The 15,412-nt window shown below is 59.0% G+C and carries 14 protein-coding genes; 8 read left to right on the top strand and 6 right to left on the bottom strand.

Annotated elements, in window-relative coordinates:
- Nucleotides 1-137 precede the first annotated feature (137 nt).
- Nucleotides 138-485, top strand: coding sequence for a (2Fe-2S) ferredoxin domain-containing protein (locus CI41S_RS11240; RefSeq protein ID WP_139859006.1), 348 nt, complete (start codon nucleotides 138-140; stop codon nucleotides 483-485).
- A gap of 544 nt (nucleotides 486-1,029) precedes the next feature.
- Here the strand turns inward: CI41S_RS11240 and CI41S_RS11235 are convergent.
- Together CI41S_RS11235 and CI41S_RS11230 are read right to left on the bottom strand one after the other, a co-directional pair.
- On the bottom strand, nucleotides 1,030-1,755 hold the full coding sequence (locus CI41S_RS11235) for an OmpW/AlkL family protein (protein ID WP_244626483.1): 726 nt from the start codon (nucleotides 1,753-1,755) through the stop codon (nucleotides 1,030-1,032).
- Between the two features lie 482 nt (nucleotides 1,756-2,237).
- Complete coding sequence (locus CI41S_RS11230) at nucleotides 2,238-2,651, bottom strand: ArsC/Spx/MgsR family protein (RefSeq protein WP_139859005.1); 414 nt, start codon at nucleotides 2,649-2,651, stop codon at nucleotides 2,238-2,240.
- 803 nt (nucleotides 2,652-3,454) lie between these two features.
- Between CI41S_RS11230 and nifH the strand changes: the two genes are divergently transcribed.
- The 7 genes from nifH to CI41S_RS11195 all read left to right on the top strand — a co-directional run bounded on the left by nifH (nucleotide 3,455) and on the right by CI41S_RS11195 (nucleotide 11,029).
- Entirely contained in the window at nucleotides 3,455-4,339 is an 885-nt protein-coding gene (gene nifH, locus CI41S_RS11225; protein WP_137479509.1) for a nitrogenase iron protein, read from the top strand.
- A 138-nt stretch (nucleotides 4,340-4,477) separates the two neighbouring features.
- Nucleotides 4,478-5,191, top strand: a complete 714-nt coding sequence (locus CI41S_RS11220) for a nitrogen fixation protein NifQ (RefSeq protein WP_244626482.1) — start codon at nucleotides 4,478-4,480, stop codon at nucleotides 5,189-5,191.
- A 378-nt stretch (nucleotides 5,192-5,569) separates the two neighbouring features.
- On the top strand, nucleotides 5,570-6,757 hold the full coding sequence (gene nifV / locus CI41S_RS11215) for a homocitrate synthase (RefSeq protein WP_139859004.1): 1,188 nt from the start codon (nucleotides 5,570-5,572) through the stop codon (nucleotides 6,755-6,757).
- 192 nt (nucleotides 6,758-6,949) lie between these two features.
- The gene (gene nifW, locus CI41S_RS11210) at nucleotides 6,950-7,291 is read left to right on the top strand and encodes a nitrogenase stabilizing/protective protein NifW (protein WP_139481167.1); all 342 of its coding nucleotides are present in this window, start codon (nucleotides 6,950-6,952) and stop codon (nucleotides 7,289-7,291) included.
- 971 nt (nucleotides 7,292-8,262) lie between these two features.
- Nucleotides 8,263-9,372, top strand: a complete 1,110-nt coding sequence (locus tag CI41S_RS11205) for an electron transfer flavoprotein subunit alpha/FixB family protein (RefSeq protein WP_139481166.1) — start codon at nucleotides 8,263-8,265, stop codon at nucleotides 9,370-9,372.
- 13 nt (nucleotides 9,373-9,385) lie between these two features.
- Entirely contained in the window at nucleotides 9,386-10,693 is a 1,308-nt protein-coding gene (locus tag CI41S_RS11200) for an FAD-dependent oxidoreductase (protein WP_139481165.1), read from the top strand.
- 39 nt (nucleotides 10,694-10,732) lie between these two features.
- A complete protein-coding gene (locus CI41S_RS11195) occupies nucleotides 10,733-11,029 on the top strand; it encodes a ferredoxin family protein (RefSeq protein WP_139481164.1) in 297 nt (98 codons plus the stop codon).
- Between the two features lie 232 nt (nucleotides 11,030-11,261).
- Here the strand turns inward: CI41S_RS11195 and ahpD are convergent, their stop codons facing one another.
- The 4 genes from ahpD to modC all read right to left on the bottom strand — a co-directional run bounded on the left by ahpD (nucleotide 11,262) and on the right by modC (nucleotide 14,600).
- Nucleotides 11,262-11,810, bottom strand: a complete 549-nt coding sequence (gene ahpD, locus CI41S_RS11190; RefSeq protein ID WP_139859003.1) for an alkylhydroperoxidase, AhpD family — start codon at nucleotides 11,808-11,810, stop codon at nucleotides 11,262-11,264.
- A 6-nt stretch (nucleotides 11,811-11,816) separates the two neighbouring features.
- Nucleotides 11,817-12,371, bottom strand: coding sequence for a peroxiredoxin (locus CI41S_RS11185; protein ID WP_139481162.1), 555 nt, complete (start codon nucleotides 12,369-12,371; stop codon nucleotides 11,817-11,819).
- Between the two features lie 371 nt (nucleotides 12,372-12,742).
- Entirely contained in the window at nucleotides 12,743-13,426 is a 684-nt protein-coding gene (locus tag CI41S_RS11180; RefSeq protein ID WP_347339246.1) for a DUF2478 domain-containing protein, read from the bottom strand.
- The gene (gene modC / locus CI41S_RS11175) at nucleotides 13,404-14,600 is read right to left on the bottom strand and encodes a molybdenum ABC transporter ATP-binding protein (RefSeq protein WP_430650015.1); all 1,197 of its coding nucleotides are present in this window, start codon (nucleotides 14,598-14,600) and stop codon (nucleotides 13,404-13,406) included. Before modC ends, CI41S_RS11180 begins: the two co-directional genes overlap by 23 nt.
- Between the last annotated feature and the right edge of the window lie 812 nt (nucleotides 14,601-15,412).

Genomic DNA, 15,412 nt, shown 5'->3' with positions numbered 1-15,412 from the left:
TTTCGCAAGCTGGAGTGGGGGTTAGTGGGATCAATTGGTCGATGCGGCGTTCGACTGAGGAGCAGGTTGTTCGGGCGGATGTGCTCGGATCTTGTCTCTTTTCAGATGATGGAGGCCGTAGATTTCAGGATAGGCGCATGAACGCAGAAACCGAATTCGAGCTTCGTCAACTTTATAGGCATCACGTCTTTGCCTGCAACACGCAGCGTCCGCCGAATCATCCGCACGGCAGTTGCGGCGCTTCTGGGGCGCAGGCCCTCTGGGATCGGATGGGCAAGGCGATCGAAACGCAAGGCCTCACTGATGTCGGCTTCACGGTGACGGGCTGCCTTGGTTTTTGTAACTCAGGTCCTTTGATGGTCGTCTATCCAGACGGAATCTGGTATCGCCCCACCACGACTGAGGACGTTGATGAAATCGTAGACTCTCATCTCAAGCAGGGTAAGCGTGTCGATCGCCTCGTGATGGTGCTGAGGCGAAGCTAAAGGCGTCGCTTGAGCGCCGCTCGCCCGGTGTATCAAACATCGATGGCCTATCCGCCCAATAGCTGGCATCTCGGAACGCCGGGTGATCTAATGCTTCCAATACGTGCCCAACGCGGACTGCTTACTTGTCGCTATGGCTTTGGATTTCAGGAACATGCGGTGAGAGCGAAGCCTTGATCGGATCCTCCTCATGATCGGGGCCGATGAGCCCTGAGCTCAAGTCTCTTGCAAGTGCGGTCGTTCTCACACAGGGGGCGACCGCCTTGAATTCTCAGGTCCGATAAGCAGGCGGCCGCTTCCGCTAATGCCGAGAAACAACGAGCAGCATCCTATTGATCGCTGGTGGCTCGATTTGCTTGTTTTCCGCCACTTACCGATACACCGTGACTCACAGCGAGAGCAATGCTGGGAATGGCTCCTGGCCTTCAGCGAGACGACGTGTCTTTACACATCATCTCGCTCGCCTTCGCACTGCACTACACGGAGAGACGCGCCCGACGACCCCCGGCGCGTCCGAAAAGTTCACTGAAGGGTGTTTCCTGCCTCAGAACTTGTAGGTGATGCCACCGCTGACGAGCCATGGGTCGATATTGGCGCGGCCGGTGACGGCAATCGCATTGTTTACGGTCGCCGAATATTCCGGGCGCAACCACAATTTCTTCACGTCGAAGTTGAGGCCCCAATGGCGGTCAAGCATATAATCGAAGCCAAATTGGACCGCGGCGCCGAACTGGTTGCCGATGTGCAAATCCGTCACGGCAAGGCCGGCGAGCGACGTATTGGCAGCCGATTGGTTGAAGAATGCGGTGTAGTTGATGCCCGCGCCGATGTAAGGCTTGAGCGGGCCAAAATCGGTGAAGTGATATTGCAGCGTCAGCGTTGGCGGCAACAGCCAAACCTTGCCGATATCTAGTCCATTTAGCGTACCTGTGCCGCTGATGTGATGGCGGCTCACACCGAGAATGAGTTCGGCGGCAACGTTTTTTGTGAAGAAATAGGTGATATCGAGCTCCGGTACCGCTTGGTCGCTGATCGATAGCCCGGAAGCGGGCGAGGACAGCGGCGGCGCCCCGGCGACATTGACGGAGCTGCCTGCGGTATCCGGCAAAACGCCAAGGACGCGCAGGCGGATCATCCACGGATTGAAGGGCTCCATTGGGGGTGCTTTGTAGTAGATAGGTGCCTGCGCCAGGTCCGCGGCCTCAACCGAGATGCTGGCCAACGAGCTCGCGAGCGCAAGCAGCGATGCCGTCGTCAGAATTGTTTTCATCCTCATCGAATTCTCCATTCCAAAGTCCGCGCGAAGAGTCGCGCGAGATCTCTGTCACACATGGGAGACGGCCAATGATTTGATGCTGATCAAAACGGCGGCGGACGTAGCGCAATTATGCAGCCACGTTGCATAAGGGTCACGACCGCGACGCTCCGTGGTTCTGTTCGGATCGGTATTCAGTGCAGTGTTCTGTCCGAGCCGAATCTATTCAATAAACCGTGTCTCGGCTTAAAGCTCTGATCAAATCCAGACTGCAGGAATCGTGCGCGACAAACGCGATCGAACTGCGATGGTTTCACGCACCGCAGGCGACGAACATGTCTTATTCAAACCGAGTATACTGAGCGCCGCTGGTTACGAAGCGCCACGCACGCCGACGTTCTCGCCGAATATGCCGTCGGCCATTCCCGACAAAGCCGGTACTGGGAGGATCGTTGTTCGCATCGGTTGGCGGCGTGGCAGTATGATCGATCGTATCCTCACATCTGCGGACAGTGCGTGCCCTGTTGTTCGTGGGAGCATCCCTCAAGATCATCTTGCGTGTCCCGGCCAAGCAACGACAGCACGGGTTCATGATCGAATCCGGCGCATTTTGCACCATCGACGTCGATCAGCGGTCGTCTGATCAGGAGCGGATCTGCCAGCATCAACGCAAGTGCACTCGCTTCGTTGATTACGTCAGGATTAACCGCGCCTGACTTGATACGAGGCGCGGCTCGGTTGAACCAGGATGCGATCGGCATCTTGCCGAAGAAGTGTCGCAATTCCTCCGCAGCCCACGGCTGCTTCAATATATCCTTGGCTATCACGTCATGGCCAGCGGCCTTCAGCGCCTGCATCTGACGTGCATTGGTGACGCAGCCGGGCTTTTGATAAAAGAGGATTGTCGCCATGGTATACCTATGTGGGTACGCTGAGCTGAACGATCGGAGGCGGTTCCGCTACGTCGCAGAGCGCGTTTGACACTCGTGCAAACGATCGCACATAAGCGGCTTGACCACCGTATCGTGCTTGCGCCCCGCTTTAATGCCTTCGTTGGACCACTAACTCATTAACGAGAATTGGCCTTTCATGTCTCGCCAACGAAGCGCGACGCAGGACCTCAGCTAGTTTCGACTCGAGGCACCCTTGTAAGGCGCTTCTTGCTGCCTTTAGGCTCCGGCGCATCGTTCTGATTAGTTGGATCAATTGGTAGTTTGGCTGCACAATTGACCTCGTCATCATCGACCGACGAAACCCCATCGCCGGCCACGTGCCTTAGAGATGCCGACCTCGACCTGCATCTCGCTCTGCCGAAATTGCCGACCACCGGTTTACAAGAGAAGGAGCAAGTCCCGTTCCATTTGAGAGCATTGGATCTGGTCATGCCAAGCTGCCGTTTTCCAGCCTGATCGGTGTGACCGGTGTTCGTTTTCCGACAGTCCAGCGGATCCTGTCCGCTGCAAAACACTCTGGGGTTACTCAACGGCTCGTCGGCTTTTTAGAACGCAATCAGAAGCTTAATGAGCGCGGACAGTGTTGGCATGGCGGTTGCTATTAAGCGGCAGCAACACTGAGTGAGGGCTGAGTGCACGCCGACGCGCAAGACGAGCGATGCGCTCCTTCCCTTGAACCCGTGTGCCCCGTTTCTGGGAGAGAAACAAGCTCGCGTGTAGGAATCGCGCAACTTTTGGCAAATCGGTTGATGGAGAACAACATGTCTTCACTGAGACAAATCGCGTTCTACGGAAAGGGCGGCATCGGCAAGTCGACCACTTCCCAGAATACGTTGGCGGCACTGGCCGAGATGGGTCAGAAAATCCTGATCGTGGGATGCGATCCTAAGGCGGACTCGACCCGCCTGATCCTGCACGCCAAGGCGCAGGATACGATTTTGAGCCTTGCAGCGAGCGCCGGCAGCGTAGAGGACCTCGAACTCGAGGACGTGATGAAGGTCGGCTACAAGGACATCCGATGCGTGGAGTCCGGCGGTCCTGAGCCGGGTGTTGGCTGCGCCGGCCGCGGCGTCATCACCTCGATCAATTTCCTGGAGGAGAACGGCGCCTACGAGGACATTGACTATGTCTCCTACGACGTGCTCGGCGACGTCGTTTGCGGTGGCTTTGCAATGCCAATCCGTGAAAACAAGGCGCAGGAGATCTATATCGTCATGTCCGGAGAAATGATGGCAATGTATGCCGCAAACAATATCTCCAAAGGCATCCTGAAATACGCCAACTCTGGCGGCGTACGGCTGGGCGGCCTGATCTGCAACGAGCGGCAGACCGACAAAGAGCTGGAGCTGGCGGAGGCGCTAGCCAAGAAGTTGGGCACCCAGCTGATCTACTTTGTGCCGCGCGACAATGTGGTGCAGCATGCCGAGTTGCGCCGCATGACGGTGCTGGAGTATGCGCCCGAGTCGAAGCAGGCCGATCACTATCGCAATCTTGCGACCAAGGTTCACAACAATGGCGGCAAAGGCATCATTCCGACCCCGATCTCCATGGACGAGCTCGAGGACATGCTGATGGAGCATGGCATAATGAAGCCCGTCGACGAATCCATCATCGGTAAGACCGCCGCCGAACTCGCGGCCTCTTAAGGTCGCGGGTCGCGGCCTTGTGAAGGCGCGCGACGGATGCCGGTCTCCCTCACCCCCCATCCGGGGAGACCGGCATTCTGACGATCACCCGGCCAGCTAGAATGGGGCGGGGCACACGTGACCGCTCTAAAAAAATTCATGCCTGAAGCGAACTTCCAACCGTTTGTAGCTGCTTGCGCCGACGCGGGCAGCAAGGTGCAAAGAGGAATAGCGACCTACCGAGCGCTCAACGGTGTGCCTCCTGACGAGGCCGACATTGCGAGCGACAGCAATTTCGATTGCCATGTCCTGGCGTCAATTCTGGCGGTCGCCTCGATGGATGGTGGTCCGCTTCCCGAGCGGGCCGGCCTGTCCGGCCACGAGCTGGCGGCTCTGCTGGAGCGCTATTTTCCATCGATCGGGGTCAAGATCTCAGAGCAGCTCCTGGCTTTCAAGTGCGATGAGAACGACGAAATCGCAATGGTGCGCGATCTCTTGCTCAAGCAACGCTCAACGGAAGAGCGTATCGGGGGGTGGCTGGCCGCGATGATTGCACGCCGCGCCATAGAGCCAGACCACTTGTGGAAAGATCTCGGATTACGCAATCGCGGCGAACTCTCTCGGCTGCTGAGCCGCCACTTCGCGCCGCTCGCAGCACGTAATAACAACAATATGCGCTGGAAGCGCTTCTTCTACCGCTCGCTGTGCGAGGATGAAGGCCTCGTCATGTGCACAACGCCCGTTTGCACGCAATGTAACGACTTCAATCTCTGCTTCGGCGAAGAAAGCGGCGAGAGCCGGATGGCAGAACGCCGGCGCGACGTTCTGTTGCAGGCGGCTCGCCCTGTCATCAGCGTTGACTGGCCCATTTAAGCTGTTGCAAGACGCGATCGCCCAGTCAGCTAGAACCCCGCGCGAGCTTTGGCGAGTCCCGCAGGAGCTGGAGGGCGCGGCGAACGGCGTTCGATGCGCGCAACCATGGGTCTAGGGCGGTGCCGGGCCACAAATGCTCCGCGACAATTCCTGCCCCCCCGGCGTGCCGCAATCGAGCTAACATTTGCGTTCGGCGTTGCAAGAGGCAAGGTGAGGCGTGCGCTTCATAAGCCTGTCGCGTTTGCGACAATCCATTTGCGAAGGGAAGCTGGCCGAGGAAGAGAGCGTATCTTTTTCAACGGGTTGCCAAGAATGGCGGGCTGGCATGGGGGTTGCTGAAGGGTATCCGGGTCAAAAGCAATGAGGAGCCCTTTCGTGATGGCCGCCACCAAGACCGCCAAGCCGGCTTGGCCCGAGCAGGCGAGCGCCAAGCCGACCGTGCTCAACGACACGACGTTACGCGACGGCGAGCAGGCGCCTGGCGTTGCGTTCACCACAGAGGAAAAGCTGGCGATCGCGCAGGCGCTGGCGCGGGCCGGCGTGACGGAGATCGAGGCGGGAACGCCCGCGATGGGCAACGAGGAGATCATTGCCATCCGCGCGATCGTCGAAGCAGAGCTTCCGCTGACCACCATAGGCTGGTGCCGGATGCGCGAAGCCGATATCGACGCGGCGATCGAAGCGAAGGTGTCCATGGTCAATATGTCGATCCCGAGTTCCGATGTCCAGATCGCGGCCAAGCTTGGCGGTCGTCGCGACCTGGCGCTGGAACAAGTGAAGCGAGTGGTAGGTTATGCACGTGAGCGGGGACTTGAGGTTGCCGTCGGCGGCGAGGACTCCTCTCGCGCCGACATCGATTTTCTCATCAGGCTGATAGCCGCGGCAAAAGCGGCGGGAGCGCGTCGCTTTCGTATTGCCGATACGCTCAGTGTGCTCGACCCGGACACAACCTCCGCGCTGGTCGGAAATTTGCGGGCGACCACGGATCTCGAACTCGAGTTTCATGGTCACGACGATCTCGGCCTCGCAACCGCCAATACGCTCTCCGCCATCAAGGCCGGCGCGAGCCACGCCTCAGTAACCGTTATCGGCCTCGGCGAACGGGCTGGAAATGCACCGCTCGAGGAAGTTGCGGTCGCGCTCAAGCAGCTCTACAGGCACGAGACCGGGATCATAATGCCAGAGCTCGAGAACGTCGCCGCGGTGGTTGCAGCCGCAGCCGCACGTGCGATTCCTCTGAACAAAGCCATCGTCGGAGAGCATGTTTTTACGCATGAATCGGGCATTCATGTGGATGGTCTTCTAAAGGATCAACGTACCTACCAGTCGCTTGATCCGGTTCTGCTTGGGCGCCGCAACAGTTTTGTGATCGGCAAGCATTCCGGGCTCTCGGCGATCACCGCGTTGCTCAATGAATTACAGCTCGTCGCCAGCGCCGACCAGGCCAGACAAATCCTGGCGCAAGTCCGCAAGCATGCCATAGAGCACAAGGTGCCGGTCGAGCGCGAAACAGTAGCGGCGATCTGGCGCGATGTATGCGGATGCTTGTCGCCCCACCCCGCGTGAAGAGGCGCGCCCAGCAGGATCTAGACAGGCATTCGAAAACCAAGCGCCGCGAGGACAGTATCGGGCATCGTTGATCGGCGGCAACGACGGCCTGCGTCCGCATAGTTGTGCGAGGTGGGGCTGCAGCAGGATCACCAAGCACGGCTGCGTTGTCGCCGACCGTCCACGTGCCAATTCAAAGGGGAGTTTTCGATGAGTAACTCGCACTCAGCAGCCAGTATCCTGGATCGGCTCAACAAAGCCTCATCGGCGGAAGAGTTCTTTTCACTGCTGGGCGTCGAATACGACCCCGGGATCGTCAATGTCGCGCGCCTTCACATCCTAAAGCGCATGGGACAATATCTTGCCAACGAGCAACTCGCTGGTGCCGCAGAGCCGGACATCAGAGCTCGTTGCAAAGCGATGCTGGAGCAGGCCTATGCTGACTTCGTGGCATCGTCGCCAATCGACCAGCGGGTGTTCAAGGTTTTGAAGGATGCTGTCGCAGACCATGACAAGCCGACGGCCTTTGTCCCATTGAGCGAGCTGAAGTGATCTCGCGCCCCGAAGTTTGTCCCAAGTGGCGTGGTGATGATCCCTCGTGCAGCACTCGTCTTCTTTCAGATCAACTCTCTGCAGCCATGACTCGCGCGGCGCTGTCGTATTCCCGACCCATGTCCAGCCTGGTCGTGTCTTGGGGATTAGCAACCACTCCAAGTGTCTCCTAAGTCATTGCGTTCGCCTAATCTTCCTTGATTCTTGCAACTGGTACGACACTTGCTGTTGTCGTGTCGATCCGGTCATCGATGCAGACAAATGGTAGCCGTCCGAGATGAGATTTGAAGGAAGACCTTTCACGTTACGTCTACTGCCGGCCGAGTTGTGCGGCATCATCTCGTGGCTCACACTCGCGCAGTGTCACCCGAAATGGCTTGTGACGCGATTGAAGCGACGATCGAGTCCGCGATGGGGGGCGATGGGTAAGCCGCCTGTCCACGCTACACCTGGGGAGCGTATGCGCATCATCGTTCGCATCGGGCGGGTGTCCACTTGCGCGCAGATCCACATCCACCCCAGAGCCGATAGCAACATGCGCCAGGACCCTGCGAGTCAGCGGCGCTGGCGGCCGAGCACTCATCGCATGAAAGTGCGGTGGCAAGATCGGCCGGATCGTCACGGCCGATGTGGCGCGCTAGGCCGAAAGCAAGGTGCAGCTATTGCGCAGCAAGCGAACCGGCGTACTCAGGCATGGAGAGAGTCAATTAGAGTGATCGCAGCGGCCAGGCCGCCTCGCTGGCGCTTGTCGAATAGAGCGCGCAAGAAGCCTGTCTCGGGGCTCTCTCGGAACTCGGCCCGCCCGGCACGTTCACCCCGTGCGACGCCTCTCGTTGCGCGGTCGGGCCGCGCCGGGCAGGCGGGACCACCGAGAAGCCGGCCATCTGCTGATCAAAAGTGACCTTCAGCCAACCGAAGTAGAAACCAATCCTGTGGCGCGGTCGCGCGTATTTTTGAGGGGAATCTAAAGCATGAGCAATGTCACCAAAACGGCCGCGCCGGCGGCGGCCGGCCGCGCGGCGGCCAAAAAGGAACTGCCGGAGCACTTTAAGGCCTACAAGCATGTCTGGGTTTTCGTCGAGCAGGAGCGTGGCCAGGTGCATCCGGTTTCCTGGGAGCTCATGGGAGCGGGGCGCAGGCTTGCCGACAGGCTGAAGGTGAATCTCGCCGCGGTCGTTATCGGTCCGGAGGGGCAGCCGACGCGTAACGCCGCGCTGGAGTCATTTTGTTATGGCGCCGATCTGGCCTATCTCGTGAGCGATAATGTATTGTCGGATTACCGCAACGAATCATATACCAAAGCGCTAACCGAACTCGTCAACACCTACAAGCCTGAGATCCTGTTGTTAGGCGCGACGACACTCGGTCGCGATCTTGCAGGTTCGGTGGCCACCACCTTGTCGACGGGACTCACAGCCGACTGTACTGCGCTCGACGTCGACGCCGATGGTTCGCTTGCGGCGACGCGTCCGACCTTTGGCGGCTCGCTGCTGTGTACGATTTATACCTTGAACTATCGTCCGCAGATGGCAACCGTCCGCCCGCGCGTCATGCCGATGCCGGAGCGCGTCGTACGCGATGCCGCTCGTATCATCATCCATCCGCTTGACCTTGTTGAAGATGATATCGTCACGAAGGTGCTGACGTTCATTCCCGACCGCGACTCCGAAACGTCAAATCTGGCCTATGCCGATGTCGTAGTCGCCGGCGGCTTGGGACTGCGATCGCCCGAGAATTTTCGGCTGGTGCGCGAACTGGCAACTTTGCTTGGCGCCGAGTATGGCTGCTCGCGTCCTCTGGTGCAGAAGGGATGGGTAACGTCTGATCGGCAGATCGGCCAGACCGGCAAGACCATCCGGCCAAAGCTCTATATTGCGGCCGGCATTTCCGGCGCGATCCAGCACAGGGTCGGCGTGGAAGGTGCGGACCTGATTGTCGCCATCAATACCGACAAGAACGCGCCGATCTTCGACTTCGCCCATGTCGCGATCGTCAGCGATGCCATGCAGTTGCTCCCGTCGTTGACGGCCGCATTTCGCGCCAGGCTGTTGCCGGAGTCGCGCGCCCGGCTCGCGGTCTAGAGGAGATGCTGTGATGATTGAAGAGAGGTTCGATGCGATCGTGGTCGGAGCCGGTATGGCCGGAAACGCGGCGGCGTTGACTCTGGCCAAGCGCGGCATGAAGGTGCTGCAGCTCGAGCGAGGCGAATATCCGGGATCGAAGAATGTGCAGGGCGCAATTCTCTATGCCGACATGATGGAAAAGCTGATCCCCGAGTTTCGCGAGGAGGCGCCGCTCGAACGCCATCTGGTCGAACAGCGGTTCTGGATGATGGATGATCGCTCCCATGTCGGCATGCACTACCGCTCGGATGACTTCAACGAGGAGCGGCCGAACAGATACACGATCATCCGCGCGCAGTTTGACAAATGGTTCTCCTCGAAAGTGCGGGAGGCCGGCGCGACGGTGCTGTGCGAGACGACAGTCACCGAGCTCGTACGGGACGACCGTGAGAGGATCGTCGGGGTTCGTACAGATCGCCGCGACGGCGAAATACACGCCGACGTCGTCGTGCTGGCCGAGGGCGTCAATGGCCTGCTCGGGACGCGCGCGGGCCTGCGGTCGCGGCCAAAACCCGATAATGTTGCACTCGCGGTGAAGGAAATGCACTTTTTGCCTCGCGAGACTATCGAGGCGCGCTTCAATCTCAAGGGCGACGAAGGCGTTGTGATCGAGGCGGCCGGTACCATTTCTCGCGGCATGACCGGAATGGGCTTCATCTATGCCAACAAGGAGTGCATTTCGCTCGGCATCGGCTGTCTCGTCGCTGATTTCCAGCGCACCGCCCAGACGCCCTACGGTATGCTCGATCATTTCAAGCGGCATCCGTCCGTGGCGCCGCTCATCGCAGGTTCCGAAGTCAAGGAATATGCGGCGCATCTCATTCCTGAAGGCGGTTACAAGGCAATCCCGCAGCTCTACGGCGAGGGCTGGGTGGTGGTGGGGGACGCGGCACAGCTCAACAATGCCATTCATCGCGAAGGTTCCAATCTTGCGATGACCTCAGGCCGCATCGCAGCCGAAGCGATCGCCCAGGTACAATCGCGCCGCGAGCCGATGACCGCGACAAATCTGTCGCTCTACAAGAAGATGCTGGACGAGTCCTTTGTCATCAAGGACCTCAAGAAGTACAAAGACATGCCGATGTTGATGCACACCCATTCGCAAAACTTCTTCCTTACCTATCCGCAGCTTATCTCCAAGGCGCTGCAGAACTTTGTACGTGTCGATGGTACGCCGAAAGTTGAGAAGGAGAAGGCGACCTTGAAATCCTTCGTCAAGGCGCGGTCATGGACTGGTCTGTTCGGCGATGCGTGTCGTTTTACCCGGGCCTGGCGCTGACCGCCAACAGTGTGAAGTTCAGCAATGGAAGGTCAAAGCATGAATGTCGAGCCCATAGTGCGCGTCGAAGACAAGCTGTACTACAACCGCTATCTTGTCGACGTCGGTCGTCCTCACGTCACGGTGCGCGCGCACACGACGCCGTCGCCACAGCTACTTGCGCTTTTGAACGCCTGTCCCGCGCGATGCTACGAACTCAACGACAACGGCCAAGTCGAGATAACCGTCGACGGCTGCATTGAGTGCGGAACCTGCCGCGTGATCGCCGAACCCACCGGCGACATCAAGTGGAGTTATCCGCGCGGCGGTTACGGCGTGCTGTTCAAGTTTGGGTGAAGTGCAACGAAGGGCCGCGGTGTGATCGCCATGCGATGGGGGATTTCACCGCTTTTGTGGGCATTTTGGCTCATCAGCACTGCAGATGAAATTTGAACGGCGCGCAGCCGTGGAGGACGCCCCGCAAGACACAGCTTGAGCATATTACATTCGCTCCGGACCGGCGAAGCATTGGTTGTGGCACCATTGATTGGTGCCACAAACGGCGTCGATCCGACGGCGCAAAGGAAATTCAGCCCGTCGCCTTGGAGGGGGCGGGGCCGGCGGCCTCGATCGCAACCGCCACTGATTGCACAATCGCAGCAAAGCGCACGGCAGTCTGGATCACTCCGGTACTGACGCCCTCAGCCCGCAGCGTCTTCTCGTGAGCGTCGACACAGGCACCGCAGCCGTTTATGGCCGAGACCGCCAGCGACCACAGCTCGAAATCGGACTTATCCACGCCGGGATTGCCGATCACGTTCATGCGCAGCCGTGGCGGCATGGCCTTATATTCCGGGTTGGATACGAGGTGAACGAATCGGTAGTAGACGTTGTTCATCGCCATCACAGAGGCTGCGGATTTCGCTGCGGCGATCGCCGCAGGCGTCATCACGGCGGAGGCTGCCGCTTCGATCGCGGAAATCAGGGCTGCATTGCGCGTGGCAATCGCGCTCGCCAGCAGCAGGCCGTATTGTCGCTGCGGCGACAGCGTATCATCGGCCAGCAAGGACGCCAAGTTAAGCCTGACGTCCTTGGCGAAATTGGGAATCGTCTCATTCAACTGCTCAATCGACGACATGCTGCCTCACGCAACCTTCAGTGTCTCGCCGCCGACTTCGCGGTTGCAGGGACAGAGTTCGTCGGTTTGCAAAGCGTCCAGAACGCGGAGCGTGTCCTTGGGGCTACGCCCGACATTCAGATTGGTCGCATAGATGTGTTGGATTGTGTTGTCGGGGTCGACGATAAAGGTGTAGCGATAGGCGACGCCCTCGGGCGAACGCACGCCAAGGCCATCGACTAAGGTCCCTTTTGTGTCGGCAAACTGCCAAATCGGTAGATTGTGCAGGTCTGCATGCGAGCGCCGCCAGGCAAGCTTGCAGAACTCATTGTCAGTCGAACCACCCATTACGACAGCATCGCGATCGGCGAATTCTTTGGATAGCCGGCCGAATTCCGCGATCTCGGTCGGACAGACGAACGTGAAATCCTTGGGGTAGAAAAAGATGATCTTCCATTTTTCGGGGAAGCTCGTTTCTGTCAGCGTCTCGAACGCGCTGTGTCCTTCTTCTTCCTGCGCCTGAAAGCCCGGCTTCACGCCCGTGATTTCGAACGGCGGCAACTGACTTCCAATTCCGAGCATGCTGACCTCACAAGTTTGCTTTGCGTAAGTTGTGCCGCCACTAGTGAAGCAAGCTATATGCCATCCGTTCTCTAGATCGGATTGTCGCAACGAAGCGAACCAGCGACCGGGCTGCAGGCATTTGATCGTAAGGTCTGATGGCTCTCACATCCACCTCTATCATGCCGCGTGGAAACGCGATGCTCGATCGCTTGGAACGGTCGGTGAGCGCCGCGGAAGTCACGAGTGGGTACCGCAGTTAAAAAGTCGCAGCCAAATTCCTCGACCAGCGATTGAACCGCTGGTTGAAACGGCTAACTGCCGACCGAGAACGGATCCTCGGCGCCCGCGCAGAGCATCATGATATCTCACGGTGTGAAACGGCCGCGAAGCTAAGGTTGCTTTCGTATGCCGCGAATGAGCGCAACCGGCGATTCCGGAGCCGCCCTTGGCGATATTCTCGCAGCCGTCGTCAAGCTGTCCGGTATCATAGTCCCCAAATAGCTCCACCTAGGACTGAAGGCGCGGCGTCGCGCCGGGCGAGCGGCGACGTCGCGCCACCAATCCTCTACGGCTTGACGATCGCAAAGGAGCAGCGTGCCAACATCACCCATAAAAGCTCTCCAGTCGGAAAGACATTTTTGCGGAACAGCTGTCAGGAGCGGCACACCCCGAGTGATCGCGTCAACAAATTCAGCGCGCAGGCCGCGGCCAACCGCCTCTTGTTTGGCGAATTTGCTGATCACGACGAGATCGACTTTGTCGCGAAGCGCTTGGGAAACGATAATTGCGGCCTCAGCCAGTCCGTTTGTATCGAGCTTACAGGACGCGGCTCCGCTGCCGAGTAGCTGGGAAATCGAGATCTCTCGCCCTGTCGAGACGTCGACAGCGAGCATAACGTGCGTGCCGTTTGCATTTCTGAAGTGCCGCTGGACGATGCCGCCGACACGTACGTCATGCCGCGCGAGATCCTGGACGAAATCGGCAAGCAGTTTATCGGCGTCGTCCTCTGGCTGGTAGAGAATCGCGGCCACAGCTGTCGGGTCGATACTGTCAAAATTGTCGATCATGGCCATGATCCGATTTCTGTTCATTTCGTGTGTCGGCGCTCCGTTGTAGAGCATCTCCTAGTGGTGTTGCAGGCGTTATGAGCAACCGCTCGGGGGGTGAGACCGGCAAGGCTCGCGCGACCTCGGCGAATACGTCCATTCCGTTGCTGAGCCCTAGCACATCAAAAGAGCGGCGTGTGATGCGGGCCAAAAGCGGCACGCCCGAACGGCCAGTTTCGAGCGCTAGAACCAACGTGACCTCCGATTCGTCGAACGGAAGGGAGGCTTTGATGCGTGCCGGAAAGACATTCAGGAAGGAGCTTGCGCGCGGAGTCTCACGCACGATGCTGACATCGGTGGCCGCGATGCGCAGCCGTAGCTGCGCGCCAGGTCTGAGCGGCGGCCCAGGTATCAGCAGACGCGCGCCTCTGAGGCGGGCGATGATGAGTCCATAGCGCCCGTCGTAGCCGCCGACCACGGTATCAACGCAAACCGCCGCTTCGCCACGCGCGGCAAGCGCTGGATCACTTTGAACGACTTGAAGCGGTCCGGCCGCGGTCACCATGCCATCTTTCATCATGACGAGATGATCGGCAAAGCGTTCGATGTCAGCCATGTCATGACAGATATAGATCATCGGCAACGTGAGCTCTTCCCGCATGCGCTCGAGAAATGGCAGAATCTCGTGTTTGGCGGGGCGGTCGAGCACAATGAGCGGGTCGTCCAGCAAAAGTAGCCGCGGTTGGGCTAGTAGCGCGCTGCCTAGGGCAAGTCGCTGTCGCTGGACGCCAGAAAGATGTGACGGGGAACAGTCAAGCAGTGGCGCCAAGTCGAGCAACTTAACCACACCATCAAAGTCGATCAGTGTCGCTCTCGATTTCGATGCGTTGTACAGAAGGGTGCGCTTGACAGACAAATGAGAAAAAAGAATGGGTCGCTGAAATACGTATGCGACAGGACGCAGATGAGGCGGCCGAAACGTCGTCTCGTTCTGCCAAATTTCGCCATCGACGCCACAGAATCCACTCGGTAGATGCTGGATGCCGGCGATGCAACGCGCGAGCGTGGTCTTGCCGCACCCCGGAGGACCGAAAACGGCCGTGACACCTTTGGCCGGGGCGCTGAATTGCGCGTCCAGCGGGATGCCTGCGGGAGCACCGTTGAAGGCGACTTCGATATAGCCCGGTCTTGGTTCTCTCACCTGCCCACGCCTATGCTGCATCTTGCCATCAAATCACGAGGAGAATGGCCGCAAAGGCAATGAACACCATGCCGCCGACAATCCAGTCTGCTTGGCTCCAGCGCGGCGTCTTCGCCCCGAGGAGGCCAACAGGCGCGGCGGCAGCATTGCAGATCGGGTGTTACGGCAGCCGGCATCTTGAGCGTTTCCGTGCCATCGAGAATCGTGACAATGCCGGGCGCGCATACCGATCGCACACGCAAGGCGGGATTCCAATACCGCGGAATCCTCAGCCAGCTTGGCTGGACGCCGGTTGTCCGCTGGCTGAACTGGCAAGGCTTGCGTCGTTTGGCTGTAGAGGTGTCGGCTATCGCCAGAGCTTGATACCGCCTCGGGGCCGGCAATCGGCTTGAAAGGCGCCACAGCTTTGGTGACCAATGTGAAGTGTGCGCCGGTGCCCACATTCATGGCTTCCGCAACGTCAGGCGCAAGCAGCATCAAAGCCAGATCGAATAGGATCAACCGGATAAACCTCATTGGGACCCCGAAGATGGACCGCCGCGACTGCTTTCGTCGCGACAGCTCCTTGCTCCTCAGCCAGCAATCTGCGTGCCGGTTCGAAAAAATGGCGCACGACCCGCTTGGCTCATGGTGAAACTCTTATATGTCCCACCCAGCGTGTGGAATGGCCGCATCGTGTCGTCGGGTTTCAGACGTTCGCGTCGTCAACCGGCCACGCAGGACGGACGAGATAGATACTGAAGATGATGCCGTCGGCTCTTGCGTCGAGAACGGTGTTGGAGGCGTCGCTACAATTTGTCGTCCGTCTGATC

The sequence above is a fragment of the Bradyrhizobium ivorense genome (assembly GCF_900696085.1).
Lineage (GTDB): Bacteria > Pseudomonadota > Alphaproteobacteria > Rhizobiales > Xanthobacteraceae > Bradyrhizobium > Bradyrhizobium ivorense.
This window is presented reverse-complemented; position numbering and strand designations above follow the sequence as displayed.

Excerpts from the sequence above, each read along its gene's own strand:
- ahpD (WP_139859003.1), bottom strand. The coding sequence starts at position 11,810 with ATGTCGTCGATTGAGCAGTTGAATGAGACGATTCCCAATTTCGCCAAG.
- CI41S_RS11235 (WP_244626483.1), bottom strand. The coding sequence starts at position 1,755 with ATGAAAACAATTCTGACGACGGCATCGCTGCTTGCGCTCGCGAGCTCG.
- CI41S_RS11185 (WP_139481162.1), bottom strand. The coding sequence starts at position 12,371 with ATGCTCGGAATTGGAAGTCAGTTGCCGCCGTTCGAAATCACGGGCGTG.
- CI41S_RS11200 (WP_139481165.1), top strand. The coding sequence starts at position 9,386 with ATGATTGAAGAGAGGTTCGATGCGATCGTGGTCGGAGCCGGTATGGCC.
- nifV (WP_139859004.1), top strand. The coding sequence starts at position 5,570 with ATGGCCGCCACCAAGACCGCCAAGCCGGCTTGGCCCGAGCAGGCGAGC.
- nifH (WP_137479509.1), top strand. The coding sequence starts at position 3,455 with ATGTCTTCACTGAGACAAATCGCGTTCTACGGAAAGGGCGGCATCGGC.
- nifW (WP_139481167.1), top strand. The coding sequence starts at position 6,950 with ATGAGTAACTCGCACTCAGCAGCCAGTATCCTGGATCGGCTCAACAAA.
- CI41S_RS11205 (WP_139481166.1), top strand. The coding sequence starts at position 8,263 with ATGAGCAATGTCACCAAAACGGCCGCGCCGGCGGCGGCCGGCCGCGCG.
- CI41S_RS11240 (WP_139859006.1), top strand. The coding sequence starts at position 138 with ATGAACGCAGAAACCGAATTCGAGCTTCGTCAACTTTATAGGCATCAC.
- CI41S_RS11180 (WP_347339246.1), bottom strand. The coding sequence starts at position 13,426 with ATGGCCATGATCGACAATTTTGACAGTATCGACCCGACAGCTGTGGCC.
- CI41S_RS11230 (WP_139859005.1), bottom strand. The coding sequence starts at position 2,651 with ATGGCGACAATCCTCTTTTATCAAAAGCCCGGCTGCGTCACCAATGCA.
- CI41S_RS11220 (WP_244626482.1), top strand. The coding sequence starts at position 4,478 with ATGCCTGAAGCGAACTTCCAACCGTTTGTAGCTGCTTGCGCCGACGCG.
- CI41S_RS11195 (WP_139481164.1), top strand. The coding sequence starts at position 10,733 with ATGAATGTCGAGCCCATAGTGCGCGTCGAAGACAAGCTGTACTACAAC.